We start from the raw sequence: 18,373 nt of genomic DNA, 5'->3' as shown, positions 1-18,373 counted from the left end.
GTTCAAGGCGCGGGGCTGATGTTCAAGGCGCGCAGCTGGTGTTCAAGGAGAGCAAAGATGGCGTTTCCCGACAGCCGCATCGATTACCGCCGCCACCCCGAGGCCTACCGCATCGGCCGCGGCGAGCGCGGCGTGTTCCACGTCCAGCCCTACAAGGATGAGCTGCTGCCGCTGTGGGCGATCCGCAACGAGGCCGATGCCCGCGCGGCGGTGACGGCGCTCTCGGCGCGTTTTCGTGACTATCGCGACGCCGACGATTTCGTCGGCATGGACATGGCGCGCAAGTACCTGCAGATGGGCTATACCCGCGCGCGTCGCTATGCCCGCTACCCGGGTGGGCGCAAGCGTGACCAGCGCGGCAGACCGATCGAGCCGCGGGATGCCGATGCCGAGAAGGCACGTATTGCCGAACACTACCAGCGCGCACTCCATGCGGTGCGCGCCGACACCACCTACAAGCGTGCCAAGCGCGCGCATCAGCAGCGCCGCCGCTGATGCATTTAGACCCTTGTTAGGGTTTGTACGAAAAGTCGGCGAGCGACGGCCAGACCGGGGCGCGTAGCTAAGGCAAAAATTGGTGAAAAACGGACCGGGCTGGCGCTCCAGTTTACGGGGTGTAAATGAGCATTTTTGACCGGGCTGGCGCTCCAGCCGATTTTTAACGCCGTATTGCCGAGCGCAGGCAGTTTTCGTACAAAGCCTAAGCCGATTCCCTGCCAGGAGCCTACTCATGCCCACGCTCTCCGCGATCCACCGCTATCCGATCAAGTCCGCCGCCGGCGAATCGCTCGCCCAGGCCCGCGTCGAGGAGGAGGGGCTGGTGCTCGATCGCCGCTTCATGGCAATCAAGCCGGATGGCACCTTTCTCACCGCACGCACGCATCCGCAGCTGCAGCGGGTGCGCCCGAGCTTCGACGGCGAGCGTTTGACCCTGACCCACGACAGCTTGGCGCCGCTCGACGTCTCCCGCGAGGAGTTCAGCGGCGAGGCGGTGACGACTCAGGTATGGGGCGACGAGTTCTCCGCGCTGGCCACCCACGCCTCCCTCGACGCCTGGTTCAGCGAGGTCGCCGGTGAGCCGGCGCGGCTGCTGTGGCTGGGCGAGCGCTCGCCGCGCTACCGTGAAGCCATCGGCGTGCGCGTGAGCTTCGCCGACGGCTATCCGCTGCTGTTGATCTCGCAAGCCTCTCTCGATGATCTCAACCGGCGCACCGACGGCACCCATGTCATGGCTCAGTTCCGTCCCAACCTGGTGGTGACGGGCACCGAGCCCTATGCCGAGGATGGCTGGCGGCGGGTGCGTATCGGTGAGGTGACGTTTCGCGTCGATGCGCCCTGTTCGCGCTGCGCCATGGTCACGGTGGACCCGGCACGCGGCGAGAAACGCGCCGACCGCGAGCCGCTCAAGGCGCTGGCCGGCTACCGTCGCGGGGAGCGTGGAAAGGTCTATTTCGGGCAGAATCTGGTGGCCGAAAATGCCGGCAGTGTGAGCGTCAACGATGCGCTGGTGGTGCTCGAATAGCCTGGCTCTCTCGCCAGGACAAGAGATCTGATCTCTGCAGAGACAGCATCCAGCTGCACGCTTTTAATCGTGAAAATCGGCACTTTCATGAATGTCAGATGAATCGGTGAGTCGTTTTGACATTCATGCTGTCTATGCCCAGAGGGTGGGGCAACAGGGCTCATCAGGCGTTCATCCTGGCGACAGGTAATCGCGGCTTCTGTTACATTAGTTTTTATTAAATTTTAAACGTTCCTCGCTGGTTGATAACCGCATGAGCGCCCGGTTCATGCGGTATTCATCTTCATCACTATTTCGACCCGAATAGTTTCGAATCGCCCGCGCTAGTGGGCATTTCGGGTCTGGTATGGTGCCTCATTCCTGTCTGCGAGCCGGTCGTCATCAATGGCGCCAGGCGCACAATCCTTCACCTCGGCTTACAAAATTTTCAGCGTGCAAAGCGGTTAATGGTTGCCGCCGACCTGGCTCTCCCGTTACGACTTTAGGCGAAGCCGGCGCCGCCATGTTACCCGGGGCGCGGACGGCTCCCGTCATCGCCATTCATCCGTCGCCATGCGAGCGCAGTGTGAGCACGACTGGGTGTGATCACGACTGGCGACCCCAATGCTGCCGAGGAGTTTCCATGCAATTCACCGATCGTCTGCTACTCGAGAACCGCGCCTGGGCTGCCGGCATGCGCGCCGCCGACCCGGAACTATTTTCCCGCTTGCATCAGGGCCAGGCGCCCGGTGCGCTATGGATCGGTTGCTGCGACAGCCGCGTGCCCGCCGAGCAGATCTGCAACGCCAATCCCGGAGAGCTGTTCATCCATCGCAATATCGCCAACCTGGTCGACGACGACGACGCCAATGTGATGAGCGTGCTCGAGTATGCGCTCAAGGCCCTCGAGGTCGAGCACATCATCGTCTGCGGCCATCGTGGCTGCGGCGGCATCCAGGCCGCGATCAGCGGTGACGAGGCGCTGGCGGGGCTGCCCCGGGTCGACTCCCATGTCGCCCAGCTCAGACAGCTGGTGGCGGCCCACGCCAGCGAGCTGAGCCACTTCACGCAGCTGAGTGACAAGGTCGATCACGTGGTCGAGCTCAACGTCATCGCTCAGGTCGAACGCCTGGCCGAGCTGTCACTGGTACGCGAGAGCTGGGCGGCACGGCGCGCGCCGACCCTGCACGGCTGGGTCTACGACCTCGCCAGCGGCCAGCTCGACGACGTGGTGAGCCGCGCCCCGGCGGATGCTGACGCCATCCCCGAGGCCAACGGTTGGCGTCGCGCGGCGGGCTGAGGCTGGCACCCCGCGACATCGACGGATTTTTCAGGTCAAGGACAAGACAATGACGACTCAGACTTCTAACGACGCGCACGTGGAGCGTGCCGAAACATTTTCCCTGCGCCACCTGGCCCGCGATCTGCCCGCCGGCATCGTGGTCTTTTTGGTGGCGATTCCGCTCTGTTTGGGGATTGCGCTGGCCTCCGGCGCGCCGCCCCTGGCCGGACTGGTGGCAGGCATGGTCGGCGGGCTGGTGGTGACGCTGTTCAGCGGCTCGGCGCTGTCGGTCAGCGGCCCCGCCGCCGGGCTCACGGTGATCGTGCTCGACGCGATCGAGACATTGGGCAGCTTCTCCGCCTTTCTCACCGCGGTGATCCTGGCCGGCGTGCTGCAGCTGGCGATGGGGATCTTCCGGCTCGGGCGGATCGGCGCCTTCGTGCCGACCGCGGTGATCAAGGGCATGCTCGCGGGGATCGGCCTGATCCTGGTGCTCGGACAGTTCCCCATGGCGCTGGGCCACCCGCTGGACGACATGCCGGCGATCACCGACCCGGTGGCGCTGTTCAGCGGCGTCGCGCCGCTGGCAGTGGGGATTGCGCTGTTCAGCCTCGCCGTGCTGGTGCTGTGGGAGCAGCCGCTGATCAAGCGCCGGCGGCTGCTGAGCCTGGTGCCTGGGCCGCTGCTGGCGGTGCTCGGCAGCATCCTGATCGAGCGGCTGGTGGGGACGGCGATGCCGGCGCTGGCGCTGGACACGGCGCACCACGTGCAGCTCGGCGGGCTCAGCGGTCCGGCTGACCTGCTCGCCGAGATGACCAGCCCGGCCCTGGGCGCACTCGCTAACCCGGCGGTGTATACCGTGGCCATCACCATTGCCATCATCGCCAGCCTGGAGACCCTGCTGAGCCTGGAAGCGGTCGACAAGCTCGACCCGCTCAAGCGTCATTCGCCGCCGCACCGCGAGCTCAAGGCCCAGGGCATCGGTAACATGGTCTGCGGGCTGCTCGGCGCGCTGCCGGTCACCGCGGTGATCGTGCGCAGCTCGGCCAACGCCAATGCCGGCGGCCGCACGCGCCTGGCGAGCATCATTCACGGCGGGCTGCTGCTGGTGAGCGTGGCGTTCCTGGCCATGTGGCTGGAGCTGATTCCGCTGGCGACGCTGGCGGCGATTCTGCTGCATACCGGCTACAAGCTGGCCAAGCCGTCGCTGTTCGTCGCCCACTATCGCGAGGGCATGCGCCGCTTCGTGCCGTTCACCGTCACCGTGGTGACGATCCTCGCCACCGATCTGCTGATGGGGGTGCTGGTGGGGCTGGTGTGCAGCCTCTACTTCCTGCTGCAGTCCGGCTATCGCTCGGCGATCGCCCACACCCGTCGCGGCGATCACGTGCTGCTCAAGTTTCAGCAGGATGTGTCGTTTCTCAACCGCGAGGAGATGCGCCAGTATCTGGACGCGGTGCCCGATGGCGGCGAGCTGATCGTCGATGCCACCGGGGCCAACTATGTCGACCCGGATATCCGTGAGGACATCGCGCGCTTCATCGACAGCGCGCCGAACCGGGGCATCGTGGTCGAGCTGCGCGACGTCGAGGGCACCAGTGGCACCTATGGCGATGTCGATGGCGACGCCGCGCTGCTGCGTCCGGCCTGAGCCACGGCAGCCGCCACTCGACGTATCGTCACTTCCACCGCCGCCGGCCCGTCAGCCGGCGGCGGTCGCGTGAGTGAGGTATGCCGCCACTGAGCACCGCGCTTCAGTCGGGGATACGATCGAAATGGGTATCGACGTCATCGGCGCCCAGCTGCCTGACCTCGCTCGGCGCGCCCTCGGCGTCGAGCCGCACGTAGCCGATACCGGCGCGGTTCCACAGCCGCTCGCCGTGGCTGGCGTGGGCCGGGCGATAGGGTTCGACCAGCATGCGCCGGCGCTTGGTCAGCCAGTTGAGCGGCGACCAGGGGGCGTAGAGCCAGCGGTTGAGGCGGTCGAACCAGTCGAGCAGGGTGGTGGGGAAGGTGTTTTTGAGGCCGCTGCTGGTCACCTGCCACATCCGCGGGCTGTGGCGTCGCTGGCGCAGGGTGATGGCGTAGACGAAGGAGTAGTGGACGTCGCCGGATAGGATCACGTAGCGCTGCGGCGTGCGGCTGTGGCGCAGGATGTTGAGCATGGTATGGGCAGAGCCCGGGTGTGCCATCCAGTTCTCGGCATCCACCATCAGCGGCTTGCCCAGGGCGGTGAACAGCCGCTGTACCCCTTCGATCAGCTTGACGCCGAAGATCGGCGCCGGCGAGACGATGATCACTTCTGACTGTTCGAGTAGGTCCTGCTGGAACTCGCTCAGCGCCTCCCAGTCCATCAGCCCTGAGGGGCGGTGGCGCTTGCGCTCGCTGCGCCAGCGTCGGGTGCGGGTATCCAGCACCACCAGACGCGGCTGGGTATCCAGGGTGTAGCCCCAGCCGGTGAAGCGCAGAAGCTGGGTGATCAGGTCGCCGTGGCGGGCGCAGTCGAGGCGGCCATCGGCGCCACGCCGGGCGAGCCACTCGCGGGTCGCCGCCAGCGGCGCGGCCAGGCCGTCGGGGTCGTTGCCCCAACCCTGGCACAGCAGATAGGCGAGCAGCGCGTTGCCGACGATGCGCCGCGAGAAGGGGTGGCCGTAGACGGCGGCCTCCCAGGCGGCGGTCAGGTTCCAGTCGTCGGTGATGTCGTGATCGTCGAAGATCATCAGCGTCGGCAGGTGCGCCAGCAGTCGCGCGACCTGCGGCAGCGCGGCGACGAAGTCGTCGATGTGGCGCTGCTCTCGGCGGTAACGCTCGCCCTCGGCGGCGTCGAGGGTGGGCATCTCGAGCGTGATCAGTTGCCAGGGGGTGGGCGACCACACCAGCAGATACATCGCCATCACTTCGGCGAAGGTGATCAGGTGGTTCTCGGCGCTGGCGCTGGTGAAGATCGGCTTGCGCTTGCCGCCGAAGAACTTGTCGCGCAGCGCGGCGTTCGACGCTACCGCGGGGAGCAGCGCGTCGCGGTGGTAGTAAGTGTCGTCACGCGCGTAGAGCGCTTCCCCGGTGGCGATCTCGGTGCCTTCGAGGCACTCGTCGTAGAGCCCCAGGCGCGCGATCAGCGCATGAATGGCGGCGAGCATGGGGCCGGCGACATCGTCGGCGTAGATCTGGTCACCGCTCAGGATCAGCGCGGCCGGGCGGGCAGCGGCGTCCTGGTGGCGTTCGCTCAGCCAGCGGTCGCCACGAGCCAGGCCATCTGCACTCGGGTGGTGGGGTTTGCGGCAGGAACCGTGGAGCAGGGCGTCGTGGCGCGCGCGCAGCACCAGAGTGGGCAGCGGCTCGCCGGGGTAGGCGAGCGCCTGGCCCCAGTCGCGCAGCGAGCACCAGGTGCCCTGGCGATCCCGGTAGGCCAGGTCGTAGGCGATGCGCGTCTCCTGCGGCAGCGGTGTCTCCAGCGCCAGATCGATCAGATGGCAGTGGGCGTGGTCGCCGATGGCCAGGCAGGTGGTGGCAGCGTCCAGGTCGTGGGTGCGCGACTCGCCGTCGGCGCTCAGTGTCAGCCGCAGTGCGAGCGGGCGCGTGGCCACCAGCCACAGCACCAGGCGCTGCGGATCGCAGCGGCGCAGCAGCGGGCCGGCCAGGATATCGGGCAGGGTCTCTTGCATGAACGCTTCCAGCTCGGGGGAGGAGGGCGTGCGCGTCGACGACGCGGCCTCAGCATAGCCCGGGCGGGCGGCGGTGGTCACCGCCGGCGCTTGAGCGTGCGCTCGATCACATCGAGGCCGGGGCGGTAGTCGCCGCGCACCGCCTGCAGCGCGCGCGCCAGCGCCTGGGCAGCGACGCGGTCGTGGTCCTGGGGCAGCGAGTTGACCCGGCACGGCAGGAAGTCGAGCAGGCGGTCGTCACCGAAGGTCGCCAGGCGCAGGCCGGTGGGTAGTGCGCCGCGTTCGAGCAGGGCGTCGAGCAGGCCGTCCAGCAGGGTGTAGGAGGCGGTGACGATGGCGTCGGGCAGGCGCGATTCGCCGAGTAGCTGGCGCATGGCCGCGGCGCCGCTGGCGCGGTCGTAGCGCGCGGCGCTGATGCAGCGATACTCGCCGGCGAAACTACGGCAGGCGGCGAGAAAGCCCTGGCGGCGTTCGGTGCTGATCGACAGCTGGGGCACGGCGTCGAACCACACGATCTCGTTCACGTCCGGGTCGAGCACCGAGCGGGTCAAGGCTTCGCCGGCGCTGCGGCCGTTGGTCACCACGCTGATGAAGTGCTGCGGGTCGAGCGGGCGGTCGACGGCGATCACTGGCAGCCCGGCGGCGAGTAGCTCGGCGTAGAAGTCGTCGTCCGGGGCCAGGCTGCTGGCGACGATCAGCGCATCGCAGCGCTGGGCGCGCAGCGAGCGCGCCAGGGTGCGCTCGCGTTCGGGGTCGTCGTCGGAGCCGACGATCAAGAGCTGATAGCCCTGGCTGCGGGCGCCATGCTCCAGGCGCTTGGCCAGGCGCGCATAGCTGCCGTTCTCCAGGTCGGGGACGATCAGCCCCAGGGTGCGGCTGTCGCCGCCGCGCAGCGCCGCGGCCTGGGCGTCGATGCGGTAGTCGTGGTCGCGGGCCACCGTCAGCACCCGTTCCACCGTGGCCTCGCTGATGCGCCGTGCGCGCGCCTGTCCGTTGAGGACATAGCTGGCGGTGGTGCGGGACACACCCGCCAGGCGGGCGATATCGGCGAGTTTCATCGAGCGGTCTCCGGAGCGTGCGAACGCCTGGCACCATAACCCGTCGCGCCAGGGCGGCCCAGCCCCAGGCGTGTGGTCGATGCCGCGGGCGGCGGCGTCCTGCGAAGGTCTAGCTTGTCAAATGCCCGCGTAACGACGAGCATAACGCCATTAGGTGACACGATTCAGCTTATTCTGAACGACGTTGCGGCCGGCTGTTGGATCGCGACGTCGACTCAGCGCCTGTGGGCGGCGACCGCCGCATCCAGGGCGGCAGCGGTGACGCCGCCGACCGCAGCTGGGTAGAGTGGGCTCTGAGCGTCGCCAACACCGCTTCCGGGAGAGACCGACATGCTGACCCTCACGCCGCAAGACGCGGCCCTCGACTGCCGCGCCGACGGCTGGCAGGACGCCCTCGACCAGGCCGCGGCATCGCTCCACCAGGCCGGGCTGGTCGAGCCTGCCTACCGCGATGCGCTGCACGCCCGCGAGGCCCAGGGCTCGACCTACCTGGGCAGCGGCATCGCGATTCCCCACGGCACCCCGGAGAGCCGCAGCCAGATCCACCACACTGGGGTGCGCCTGCTGCAGTTCCCGCAGGGGGTCGAGTGGCACGACGGCAATCGCGTCTATCTACTGGTCACCATCGCCGCCTCCAGCGACGAGCACCTCGACGTGCTGCGCCAGCTCACCCACGTGCTCGACGCTGAAGGCGTGGCCGAACGCCTGGCCGCCGCCGACAGCGCCGAGGAGATGATCGCGCTGCTGTCGCGCCCGCGGCCCAAGGCGCGTCTGGATGCCGACACCCTGTGTCTCAACTTCCCCGCGCGTGACCGCTTCGAGCTGGCGCTGGCGGCGGCGGCGCGGCTGCGCCAGGCGGAGTGTGTCGACGCCAGCTTCGTCGCCGCGATCAACGCTCAGGAGCCGGTCGCGCTGGGGCAGGGGCTGTGGCTGGTCAGCGCCGACCGCGGTGTCAAGCAGCCGGCGCTGTCGCTGGCGACGCCGGAGCGCGCCTTCAGCGGCCCGCGCGGGCCGGTCAATGGGGTCTTCTGCGTGGCGGCCCTCGACGACGCCCACCGCGACCTGCTGGCACGTCTCGCCGAGCTGCTCGACAGCGGCCAGGGCGAGGCGCTGGTGGATGCCGACGCCGACGGCGTGCTGATGCGCCTCTCCGGCGAGTCGAGCAGTGCCCAGACCGCCCGGGTCACCCTGCTCAACGCCCACGGGCTGCACGCGCGGCCGGCCAAGGTGCTGGTGCAGAAGGCGCGCGAGCAGGCGCTGCCGGTGCGCGTGCGCCTGCTCGAAGGCAGCGCCGAGTCGGTCTCGGCGGCGAGCCTGACCAAGGTGATCGGGCTCGGCGCGCGGCGCGGCCAGACACTGATCTTCTCGGCTGAGGGCGAGGGCGCCGAGGGCGCGCTGGCGGCGATGGTCGACGCCGTGGAGAGCGGTCTGGGCGAGGCGGTACGGCCGCTCGCCGAAGTGGCTGCCGCGGGCGCCAACCGCGCTGCCCGGCGTGAGGCCGAGGCGCCGCTCGAACCGCTCGAGGACGACGGCGTGCTGCCGGCCACGGCGGCCTCGCCGGGCCTGGCGATCGCCCCGGCCTACGTGATGCGCGCGCCGGACTTCGACTACCCCGAACGCGCCCGTGATCTGGCGGCCGACAAGCAGGGTCCGGCCGAGCGCCAGCGTGAGCGGCTGCAGGCGGCGCTCGACGAGGCGCGGCGCCAGCTGCAGGCGCTGATCGGCACCGCCAAGGGCGGTGACGTGGCCGAGATCCTCTCCATGCACGCCGAGATGCTCGACGACCCGGAGCTGCACGAGGCGGCCTTCGAGGGCATGCGCGACGGTCTCAGCGCCGAGGCGGCCTGGTGGCAGGCGATCGACACCGCGGCCCGGGCCCAGGAAGTACTCGCCGACCGGCTGCTGGCCGAGCGCGCCGCCGACCTGCGCGACGTGGGTCGCCGGGTGCTCGGCGTGCTGTGCGGCGTGGAGCTGCCGACGCCGCCGCAGCGCCCCTACATTCTGGTCACCGACGATATCGGCCCCTCCGACGTGGCGCGGCTGGATACCGCTCAGGTGCGCGGCCTGCTCACCGCACGCGGCGGTGCCACCTCGCACAGCGCCATTCTGGCGCGGGCGCTGGGTATCCCCGCGGTGGTCGGTGCCGGCGAGCGCGCGTTGACCCTGAACAACGACGACGACCTGATCCTCGACGGTGATCTCGGTCGTGTCATCGTGCGCCCCTCCGCCGAGCGTCGCGACCGCGCCGAGCTGCGCCTCAAGGAGCTCGAAAAGCTGCGCCGCGAGGCGCACGGGGCGCGCTTCGAAGAGGGGCGTACCGCCGACGGCAAGCGTATCGAGGTCGCCGCCAACCTGGGCAACACCGCCCACGCCGCCGACGCGGTGGAGCAGGGCGCCGAGGGCGTGGGGCTCCTGCGCACCGAGTTCATCTTCATGGCGCACCCGGAGGCCCCCGATCTGGAGACCCAGATCGGCGAGTATCGGCGCGCCTTCGACGCCCTCGACGGGCGCCCGCTGGTGGCGCGTACGCTCGACGTGGGCGGCGACAAGCCGCTGCCCTACTGGCCGGTGCCGGCGGAGGACAACCCCTTCCTCGGCCTGCGCGGGCTGCGCCTGGCGCTGACCCGGCCCGAGGTGCTCGAGACCCAGCTGCGGGCGCTGTTGACCGCCGCCGGCGAGCGGCCTCTGCGGATCATGTTCCCGATGGTCAAGGACGTCGACGAGTACCGCCAGGCGCGCGCCATCGTCGACCGCCTGCAGGCGGAGATCGGCGCTGGCGACGTCCAGGTCGGGGTGATGATCGAGATCCCCTCGGCGGCGCTGCTGGCGCCGAGCCTGGCCGCAGAGGTCGACTTCTTCTCCATCGGTACCAACGACCTGACCCAGTACACCCTGGCGATCGACCGCGGCCACGCCACCCTCTCGGCCCAGGCCGATGGCCTGCATCCGGCGGTGCTGCGGCTGATCCAGATGACGGTCGACGCCGCCCACGCCGAGGGCAAGTGGGTCGGGGTGTGCGGCGAGCTGGGCTCGGATGCCGCCGCGGTGCCGGTGCTGGTGGGTCTGGGGGTCGACGAGCTGTCGGTCTCGGTGCGTCAGGTGCCGATGGTCAAGGCGCGCCTGCGCGGTATCACCCAGGAGAGCGCCGAGCGCCATGCGCGCACCGCACTCGCCCAGGCCACCAGCCAGGCCGTGCGTGACGCGCTGGAGGCGCTGTGATGGCGAGCGCGCACGAGCTCCTGGTGGTGACCCTCAATCCGGCGCTGGATCTTTCGATCGGGCTGCCGACGCTGACGCTGGGCGCGGTCAACCGTACCCAGTCGAGCCAGCTGGCCGCCGCCGGCAAGGGCCTCAACGTGGCTCGCGTGCTGGCCGCGCTGGGCCATCGGGTGACGCTCTCCGGACTGCTGGGAGAGGACAACGACGCCCCCTTCGTCGCCGCCTGCGCCAGTGCGGGGATCGCGGACGCCAGCCTGCGCCTGCCGGGCGAGACGCGCATCAATGCCAAGATCGCCGAAGCCGACGGCCGGGTGACCGATATCAACGGCCCCGGGCTGAGCGTCTCGGCCGAGGCGCTGGCCGCGCTGCGCCAGCGCCTCGACACGCACTGCCGCGAGCGGACGCCGGGGGCGGTGGTGCTCACCGGCAGCCTGCCGCCCGGGGTCTCGGATGAGGACTTCGCCGCGCTGGTAGCCGCACTCAAGGCCACCGGTGTGCCGGTGTGGGTGGATACCAGCGGGCCGGCGCTGGCGGCGGCGCTGGCGGTGCCGCCCAGCGCGGTGAAACCCAACGAGCATGAGCTGGCGGCCTGGGCCGGCGCGCCGCTGGAGACCCGCGAGGCCCAGCGCGAGGCGGCGCGGCGGCTGCATCGGGCGGGGGTCGAGGAGGCGCTGCTGTCGCTCGGCGGCGCGGGCCTGATCTGGGTCAGCCGGCGCGGCGAGTGGCTGGCCGAGCCGCCCCGGGTGAGCGTGGTCAACACCGTGGGCGCCGGCGATACCCTGGTCGCCGGCATGCTCCACGGCATTCTCGCCGACCAGCCGCCGGCCCAGGTGCTGGGCTTCGCCACGGCGCTGGCGGCGGACGCGGTACGGCATGTCGGCGTGGGCCGGCCCGAGGCCGCAGACTTTTCCGAACTACTTCAACAAACGCGCGTGCAGCGGCTCGACGAGGCGACGTACGCGGGGGAGAGCGCATGAACGTGATTCTGATTACCGCCTGCCCCAGCGGCATGGCGACGACCTTTCTCGGCGCGCGCCGGCTCGAACAGGCCGCCAAGCGGCTGGGCTGGCAGGTGTCGGTGGAGATGCACGGCGAGCTGGAGGCGGTGACCCCGGTCTCCGCCGAGGCGATCGCGGCGGCCGAGCTGGTGGTGGTCGCGGCCGAGCGCGTGCCCGAGCCGCAGCGCTTCGACGGCAAGCGGCTGTTCCGTGCGCCGATCCATCAGGCGCTGCCCGACCCGGACGCCTTCCTCGAGCGCGCCGCGCGCGAGGCGGCGACCTTCGACGCCGCGAGCGCGAATGCGCCCGCGCCCGCCACCGCCGTGCAGGCGCCCCAGGCCGGCGGCAGCGCCCAGCGGCGCATCGTCGCGGTGACCGCCTGCCCCACCGGGGTGGCGCACACCTTCATGGCGGCGGAGGCCCTGGCTCAGGCGGGCAAGGCGATGGGACACGCGATCCACGTCGAGACCCAAGGCTCGGTGGGGGCGCAGAACGCGCTGAGCGCCGATGACATCGCCGCCGCCGACGTGGTGGTGCTGGCCTGCGATATCGAGGTCGACGACACCCGCTTCGCCGGCAAACCGATCTATCGCACCTCCACCGGCGCGGCACTCAAGCAGCCCAAGCAGACCCTGGAGACGGCGCTGGTCGAGGCCCAGGTGGAGTCGAGCGGCGCGCCTCAGGGCGGCAGTGCAGGGGCCAGCGGCGGGGCGCGCAAGAGCGTCAAGGAGCGCGGTCTCTATAAGCACCTGCTGACCGGGGTGTCGTTCATGCTGCCGATGGTGGTGGCGGGCGGTCTGTGTATCGCGCTCTCGTTCGTCTTCGGGATCAAGGCCTTCGAGCAGGAGGGCACCCTGGCCGCGGCGCTGATGCAGATCGGCGGCGGCACCGCATTCAAGCTGATGGTGCCGGTTCTGGCCGGCTATATCGCCTACTCGATCGCCGACCGCCCCGGCATCGCCCCGGGGATGATCGGCGGCATGCTGGCCTCGACCCTTGGCGCCGGCTTCATCGGCGGGATTCTCGCCGGCTTCCTGGCCGGCTACTCGGCCTCGGCGGTGACCCGCTACGTCAAGCTGCCGGCCAGCGTCGAGTCGCTCAAGCCGATCCTGATCATCCCGCTGCTGGCGAGCCTGTTCACCGGCCTGGTGATGATCTACGTGGTGGGCACGCCGGTGGCGGCGATCCTCGCCGGGCTGACCCAGTTCCTCAACAACATGGGCTCCACCAACGCGGTGCTGCTGGGCCTGCTGCTGGGCGCGATGATGTGCTTCGACATGGGTGGCCCGGTCAACAAGGCGGCCTATACCTTCGGGGTCGGCCTGCTCTCCACCGAAACCTACATGCCGATGGCGGCGATCATGGCCGCCGGCATGGTGCCGCCGATCGCCATGGGCATCGCCACGCTGCTGGCGCGGGGCAAGTTCTCGCAGCCGGAGCGCGAGGCGGGCAAGGCCTCCTTCGTGCTGGGACTGTGCTTCATCACCGAGGGGGCGATCCCGTTCGCCGCCAAGGACCCGCTGCGGGTAATCCCGCTGGCGATGATCGGGGGCGCGGTCACCGGGGCGCTGTCGATGTGGTTCGGGATCAAGCTGATGGCGCCCCACGGCGGCCTGTTCGTGCTGCTGATCCCCAACGCGGTCAACATGGCACTGCTCTATCTGGTCGCCATCGCCGCCGGGTCGCTGGTCACCGGGGTCGGCTATGCGCTGCTCAAGCGCGGCGAGAGCGAACTGCCGGCGGTCGCCGACGCGGGCAGCGGCGCCGTTGCCAGCGAGCAGCGCGCCGGCTGACGCCCGACACACTCCACGCTATCGACGCCGGCGCCCTGCGCCGGCGTCTTGCGTTGGGGGCGGGATATCCAGAAGAGGGCGGGGTATCCAGAAGGAAGACTCGCGATGGCGTTCGCCGCCCGCCGCTGGCGGGACTAGAGTGAAGGCGATAGCCGTCAGAGGAGGTTGCGATGCAGATTCACTACCGCCAGGCGGGCCTCACGGTCGCCGAAGGCGATATCACCCGTTTCGACGGCGATGCCATCGTCAATGCCGCCAACCGCAGCCTGCTCGGCGGTGGCGGCGTCGATGGCGCGATCCATAGCGCGGCGGGGCCGCAACTGCTCGAGGCGTGCCGCGACCTGCGCCAGCGCGACTGGCCGGATGGCCTGCCTGTGGGCGAGGTGGCGCTGACACCGGGCTTTCGGCTGCCGGCCGGTTACGTCATCCATACCGTGGGGCCGGTGTATGCCGAGTCCGAGGACCCGCGCGGGCAGCTCGCCGCCTGCTATCGCAACGCCCTGGCGCTGGCTGAGGAGGAGGGCTTCACCCGGCTGGCCTTTCCCGCCATCTCCACCGGGGTCTACGGCTACCCGAGCGCCGAGGCGGCGGCAGTGGTGGCCGAGGTAATGCGTGAGCGGCTACCCCAACTGCCGGGTCTGGAGGTCACCTTAGTGTTCTTCTCCGCAGCGGACGCCGAGGCCTTCGTGCAGGTGGCGGGCTGGTAGGGCCGTTGTCGCGCCGTTGTCGCGCCGCCGTCACTCCTCCGGCTGGTACTTGTAGCCGACGCCGTAGACCGAGCGGATGATGTCGCGCTCCGGCCAGATGTCGGCGATCTTGCGCCGCAGTTTCTTGACGTGGCTGTCGACGGTGCGTTCGGAGACGATACGGTGGTCGCGGTACATGTGATCCATCAATTGGTCGCGGGAGAAGATCCGCCCGGGGCTCTGCATCATCACCTTGAGCAGCTGGAACTCGACCGCAGTCAGGCCCAGGTCCTGGCCGCCGGCCAGGGCGCGCCAGCCATCCTCGTCGAGCACCAGGCGCTCCTCCTCGGAAAGCCCGCTCTCGGCGCCTGCCGCGGCGCCGTGGGTGCGGCGCAGCACCGCCTTGACTCGGGCGACCACCTCGCGCGGGCTGAACGGCTTGCAGATATAGTCGTCCGCGCCCAGTTCCAGCCCCAGCAGGCGGTCGACCTCCTCGACCCGGGCGGTGAGCATGATCACCGGCAGCGCCGGGTAGCGCTCGCGAATCTGCCGACACAGGGTGAGGCCGTCGGTGCCGGGCAGCATCAGATCGAGCAGCACCAGCATCGGCGTCTGCTCGGCGAGCCACTCCATCACTGCGTTGCCGTGGTCGATATGGTCCGAGGCGTAGCCGCTCTTGGAGAGGTAGTCGGCGATCAGTCGCGCGATCTTGGGTTCGTCCTCGACGATCAGAATGGTGTCGTTCATCAAGCCGGTTCCTTGTCGGATGGCGTGGTCGCCATCTCCAGCGGAAAGGATAGGGTCCAGCGCAGCCCGCCCAAGGGCGAGCGCGAGGGTACCAGGGTGCCGCCCTGGGCTTCGATCAGGGCGCTGGCGATCGACAGCCCCAGGCCGCTGCCGCCGCTGCGGCGGTTGCGCGAGCCTTCCACCCGGTAGAGGCGTTCGGTGAGCCGCGGCAGGTCGCCCTCGGCCACGCCCGGGGCGGTATCCTCCCAGACCACCTCGGCGTGGCGCGCCTGGCGCTTCAGGGTCACCCGTAGCGAGCCGGGGCTATCGGTGTAGGCAATGGTATTGGAGAGCAGGTTGTCCCATAGCTGGCGCAGGCGCTGGCTGTCGGCGCGCACCAGCGCGGGTTCGGTCTCAAGGGTCAGCGCCAGGCCGAGGCTCTCCAGGCGCAGGCGGCTGTCCTCGAGACGCTGGACCAGCGAATCCTCGAGATCCAGCGGAATCAGGTGCATGTCGAGCGCGCCGGCATCGCTCTGAGCCAGCAGGCGCAGGTCCTCGACCAGGTGGCCGAGCTGATCCACTTCCTGCTGCAGCGAGCCCAGATTGTCCGCGCTCAGCTCGCGCACGCCATCCTGCATCGCTTCGATCTCGCCGCGCAGCACCGCCAGCGGGGTGCGCAGCTCGTGGGCGATATCGGCCACCCAGCGCTGGCGCGCGCGGCGGTTGGCCTCCAGCGTCTCGGCCAACTGGTTGAAGTCGGCGGAGAGGCTGGAGAGCTCGTCGCGACCGCGCTCGGAGAGGCGCACGCTGTAGTCGCCCAGGGTCAGCCGGCGGGTGGCCAGGGTCATGTGGCGGGCGCGCCGCCCCAGCCACCAGGCCAGCCCGCTGGCGAGCAGCAGCGAGGCGAGGAACAGCGAGCCGACGATGATCATCAGGTTGCGCTGCTGGCGGTCGAGAAAGATCTGGTCCATGCGCGCCATCAGCCGTTCCGGCGGCAGGTAGCCGAGCTGGCCGACGGTCTTGTCGCCGCTGCGAATGGGCACGAAGTGCGGCTCCGGCGGCGGTGGCAGGTTGGGATCGCGCTGCGGCGGCGGGTCGAGCAGCGGCTCGCCGATCACCGGGTTGCTCAGCTCGTCGAGCAGCACGTAGCCGCGGGCATCGCTCAGCTCGCGGTCGATACCGCTGGGCGGGCGGCGCTCGCTCGACCATAGCTGACTGCGCACCAGGCTCTGCCAGGCGCGCGGGTTGTCTCGCAGCCAGCGCCAGCTGCCGCGGCTCGCCCACTGCTCACCGAGGGCATTGGCCAGGGTCTCGGCGCGGGAGGCCTGGCTGCGCTCGAGGTAGCTGACGAAGCCCTGGTCGAGACTGCGCGAGACGAACACGAAGACGAGACCGCTGATCAGCACGTTGGTCAGCAGGATGATGACGAACAGCTTGAGGCTGAGTCGCGACAGGCGCGGCCAGTCGCGCGGGCTTTTGAGGGTTAGCGCCATGGGGTCGGTTTTTTTCACGAACCGGGAAGACCTCATCAGTATGCCGCCGCACAATGCAGCGATGATCCAGCCAATGGGTAAAGATCGTGGAGATCGCCGGCGCCGGCGGATGTGGCGATCGGGACGATCAGGGCGATCAGTGGGCGAAGCGATCGGGATGATTGTGACCTGTCCGGCGCCGGCGTGCATCCGGGCGGGCGCCAGCGCCGGTCGTGTCGGTCGCGTCAGTCGGGGGCCGATATCTCGCGGCCATGCCAGGTGAAGGCGACAGCCCAGTGCGGCTGGGCGCGGGCATCGAAGCGTGCCCACAGCTCGGCGAAGGTGAGCCCCCGAGCGGGATGACGGTGGTCAGGCAGCAGCTCTGCCAGCGGGTGCAGCACGAAGGCGTAGCGCTCGATGTCCGCCCGCGGCAGGGTGGTGTCGCCGTGGCGCCCGCAGGCCTCACCCCACAGCAGCAGGTCGATGTCCAGGGTGCGCGCGACCTGCTTGGTGGGGCCGGCGGGGCGGCCGTGGGCCTGCTCGATCGCCTTGCAGCGGGCGTTGAGCGCGTCGGGTTCGAGCGGGGTGTCGAACGCTACCACCAGGTTGTAGAAGTCGCGCGGGTCGCTGAAGCCCACCGGCGGACTCTCGAATACCCGCGATACGCGCAGCGTCGCCGGGGCGGCGAGTGCCGCTAGGGCATCCAGAGCGCCGACCAGGTGGCGCTGGCGCTCGATGCTGCTGCCTAGCCCGAGTACCGCCAGCGGCATCAGCCGGCCTCGCGCTCGATGCGCACGCCCACCGCGCGGGCGCTGGCGACGGCGCCGGGCTTGCGCACGGTCAGGCGCAGGCGGCGCACGCCGAACTCGGCGATCACCAGCTGCGCCACGCGCTCGGCGAAGGTCTCGACCAGGCCATGGGCGTTGTCGGCGGCATAGGCGGTGAGACGCTCGCAGATCGCGGCGTAGTCCAGAGTGTGGCTGAGGTCGTCGTCGCGCGCCGCGGCGCGGATGTCGGTGGCGAGCTCGAGGTCGAGCTCCAGTGACTGCTGCACGTGGCGTTCCCACTCGTAGACGCCGATGACGGTCTCGACGCGCAGCCCTTCGATCAGTACTTGATCCATCTTGATTGGGTCCATCCTGATTGAGTCCACCCAGGTTCGGTACACATCCGGTTGATTCGCGCCACGCGCTGCGCTCGCGAGCGTCGATTGTACGTCATGAGAGTGGCAGAATCAGGGCTCGCGTCGTCCGCGACCCATGCCGATCGTCCACTGCCGGAGGGCGGATGCCGTCATCCACGCTCATCACCATCGCGCTGGCTTCAGCCGGCTATCTCAGCGGCTCGCTGCTGGGGGCGATCTGGGTCTGCCGGCTGTGGGGCCTGGGCGACCCGCGCCGGGCCGGCTCCGGCAACCCGGGGTTCTCCAACGTGCTGCGCGCCTTCGGCTGGCGCCCGGCGCTGGCGACCCTGGTGATCGACGCCGGCAAGGGCATGCCGGTGCTGTGGCTGGCCGGCCATGCGTCGCTGTCGGTGTGGGCACAGGGGCTGGTGGGGCTGGGCGTGCTGCTGGGTCACAGCTGCCCGGTCTGGCATCGCGGGCGTGGCGGCAAGGCGGTGGCCAGCGCTTTCGGCGTGCTGTTGATGCTGGCCACCCCGGTCGCGCTGATCTGCGCGGTGTGCTGGTTCCTGCTCGCCTGGCGGGTGCGTACCGCGGCGGTGGCTTCGCTGGCCACGGCGCTGATCGCGCCGCTGCTGAGTTACTGGCTGGTGCCACCGATGAGCGGGGTGATCTGTGTGTTCTCGACCCTGGTGCTCATCCGCCACGCCTTCAATATCCGCACCTGGCGCGAGCGCCGGCGTGAGACCGTCGCGCCGGCGCTGGCCGACCCGCTGGATGAAGAGGACGCGCTCGAGGATCGGCGTGACGTTGGCGCGCTTGGGCAGCGTCTCGATAGCGACTAGCGGCGACAGCC

The 18,373-nt window shown here is 69.7% G+C and carries 15 protein-coding genes; 9 read left to right on the top strand and 6 right to left on the bottom strand.

Annotated elements, in window-relative coordinates; translation table 11 throughout:
• Positions 1-57 precede the first annotated feature (57 nt).
• The 4 genes from J0A90_RS07960 to J0A90_RS07945 all read left to right on the top strand — a co-directional run bounded on the left by J0A90_RS07960 (position 58) and on the right by J0A90_RS07945 (position 4,434).
• The gene (locus J0A90_RS07960; RefSeq protein WP_207033335.1) at positions 58-495 is read left to right on the top strand and encodes a DUF4385 family protein; all 438 of its coding nucleotides are present in this window, start codon (positions 58-60) and stop codon (positions 493-495) included.
• A gap of 235 nt (positions 496-730) precedes the next feature.
• Positions 731-1,522: an MOSC domain-containing protein gene (locus J0A90_RS07955; protein ID WP_207033333.1), complete on the top strand. Its 792-nt coding sequence runs from the start codon at positions 731-733 to the stop codon at positions 1,520-1,522.
• Positions 1,523-2,144: 622 nt separating this feature from the next.
• A complete protein-coding gene (locus J0A90_RS07950; protein ID WP_207033331.1) occupies positions 2,145-2,801 on the top strand; it encodes a carbonic anhydrase in 657 nt (218 codons plus the stop codon).
• A gap of 49 nt (positions 2,802-2,850) precedes the next feature.
• Positions 2,851-4,434 carry a SulP family inorganic anion transporter gene (locus tag J0A90_RS07945; RefSeq protein WP_207033329.1) on the top strand — a complete coding sequence of 528 codons (1,584 nt, stop codon included), beginning with the start codon at positions 2,851-2,853 and terminating at the stop codon, positions 4,432-4,434.
• A gap of 103 nt (positions 4,435-4,537) precedes the next feature.
• Here J0A90_RS07945 and J0A90_RS07940 read toward each other — a convergent pair whose 3' ends face one another.
• Together J0A90_RS07940 and cra are read right to left on the bottom strand one after the other, a co-directional pair.
• Positions 4,538-6,445: an alkaline phosphatase D family protein gene (locus J0A90_RS07940; RefSeq protein WP_207033327.1), complete on the bottom strand. Its 1,908-nt coding sequence runs from the start codon at positions 6,443-6,445 to the stop codon at positions 4,538-4,540.
• Between the two features lie 77 nt (positions 6,446-6,522).
• The gene (gene cra / locus J0A90_RS07935) at positions 6,523-7,503 is read right to left on the bottom strand and encodes a catabolite repressor/activator (RefSeq protein WP_207033326.1); all 981 of its coding nucleotides are present in this window, start codon (positions 7,501-7,503) and stop codon (positions 6,523-6,525) included.
• A gap of 330 nt (positions 7,504-7,833) precedes the next feature.
• Here cra and ptsP point away from each other — a divergent pair, with 330 nt between their 5' ends.
• From ptsP to J0A90_RS07915, 4 genes are all read left to right on the top strand, one after another.
• Positions 7,834-10,722 (top strand): phosphoenolpyruvate--protein phosphotransferase, encoded by a 2,889-nt coding sequence (gene ptsP, locus J0A90_RS07930; RefSeq protein ID WP_207033324.1) that lies wholly within the window; start codon positions 7,834-7,836, stop codon positions 10,720-10,722.
• Complete coding sequence (gene pfkB, locus J0A90_RS07925; protein ID WP_207033322.1) at positions 10,722-11,699, top strand: 1-phosphofructokinase; 978 nt, start codon at positions 10,722-10,724, stop codon at positions 11,697-11,699. Before ptsP ends, pfkB begins: the two co-directional genes overlap by 1 nt.
• Positions 11,696-13,513, top strand: a complete 1,818-nt coding sequence (locus J0A90_RS07920) for a PTS fructose-like transporter subunit IIB (protein WP_207033320.1) — start codon at positions 11,696-11,698, stop codon at positions 13,511-13,513. The genes pfkB and J0A90_RS07920 overlap by 4 nt, the downstream gene beginning before the upstream one ends.
• 170 nt (positions 13,514-13,683) lie before the next feature.
• Positions 13,684-14,220 carry an O-acetyl-ADP-ribose deacetylase gene (locus tag J0A90_RS07915; protein ID WP_207033318.1) on the top strand — a complete coding sequence of 179 codons (537 nt, stop codon included), beginning with the start codon at positions 13,684-13,686 and terminating at the stop codon, positions 14,218-14,220.
• A gap of 30 nt (positions 14,221-14,250) precedes the next feature.
• Here the strand turns inward: J0A90_RS07915 and J0A90_RS07910 are convergent, their stop codons facing one another.
• From J0A90_RS07910 to folB, 4 genes are all read right to left on the bottom strand, one after another.
• Positions 14,251-14,946 carry a response regulator gene (locus J0A90_RS07910; RefSeq protein ID WP_207033315.1) on the bottom strand — a complete coding sequence of 232 codons (696 nt, stop codon included), beginning with the start codon at positions 14,944-14,946 and terminating at the stop codon, positions 14,251-14,253.
• Positions 14,946-16,418 (bottom strand): ATP-binding protein, encoded by a 1,473-nt coding sequence (locus tag J0A90_RS07905; protein ID WP_207033313.1) that lies wholly within the window; start codon positions 16,416-16,418, stop codon positions 14,946-14,948. Before J0A90_RS07905 ends, J0A90_RS07910 begins: the two co-directional genes overlap by 1 nt.
• A 224-nt stretch (positions 16,419-16,642) precedes the next feature.
• Positions 16,643-17,167 carry a 2-amino-4-hydroxy-6-hydroxymethyldihydropteridine diphosphokinase gene (gene folK, locus J0A90_RS07900; RefSeq protein WP_207033311.1) on the bottom strand — a complete coding sequence of 175 codons (525 nt, stop codon included), beginning with the start codon at positions 17,165-17,167 and terminating at the stop codon, positions 16,643-16,645.
• Positions 17,167-17,520 carry a dihydroneopterin aldolase gene (gene folB, locus J0A90_RS07895; protein ID WP_207033309.1) on the bottom strand — a complete coding sequence of 118 codons (354 nt, stop codon included), beginning with the start codon at positions 17,518-17,520 and terminating at the stop codon, positions 17,167-17,169. Before folB ends, folK begins: the two co-directional genes overlap by 1 nt.
• Positions 17,521-17,684: 164 nt before the next feature.
• Here folB and J0A90_RS07890 point away from each other — a divergent pair, with 164 nt between their 5' ends.
• Positions 17,685-18,362 carry a glycerol-3-phosphate acyltransferase gene (locus J0A90_RS07890; protein ID WP_207033308.1) on the top strand — a complete coding sequence of 226 codons (678 nt, stop codon included), beginning with the start codon at positions 17,685-17,687 and terminating at the stop codon, positions 18,360-18,362.
• Positions 18,363-18,373 lie beyond the last annotated feature (11 nt).

The organism is Salinicola sp. DM10, from assembly GCF_017306975.2.
Lineage (GTDB): Bacteria > Pseudomonadota > Gammaproteobacteria > Pseudomonadales > Halomonadaceae > Salinicola.
The sequence above is the reverse complement of the archived record's forward strand: the minus strand, read 5'-3'. Positions and strand labels throughout refer to the sequence as shown.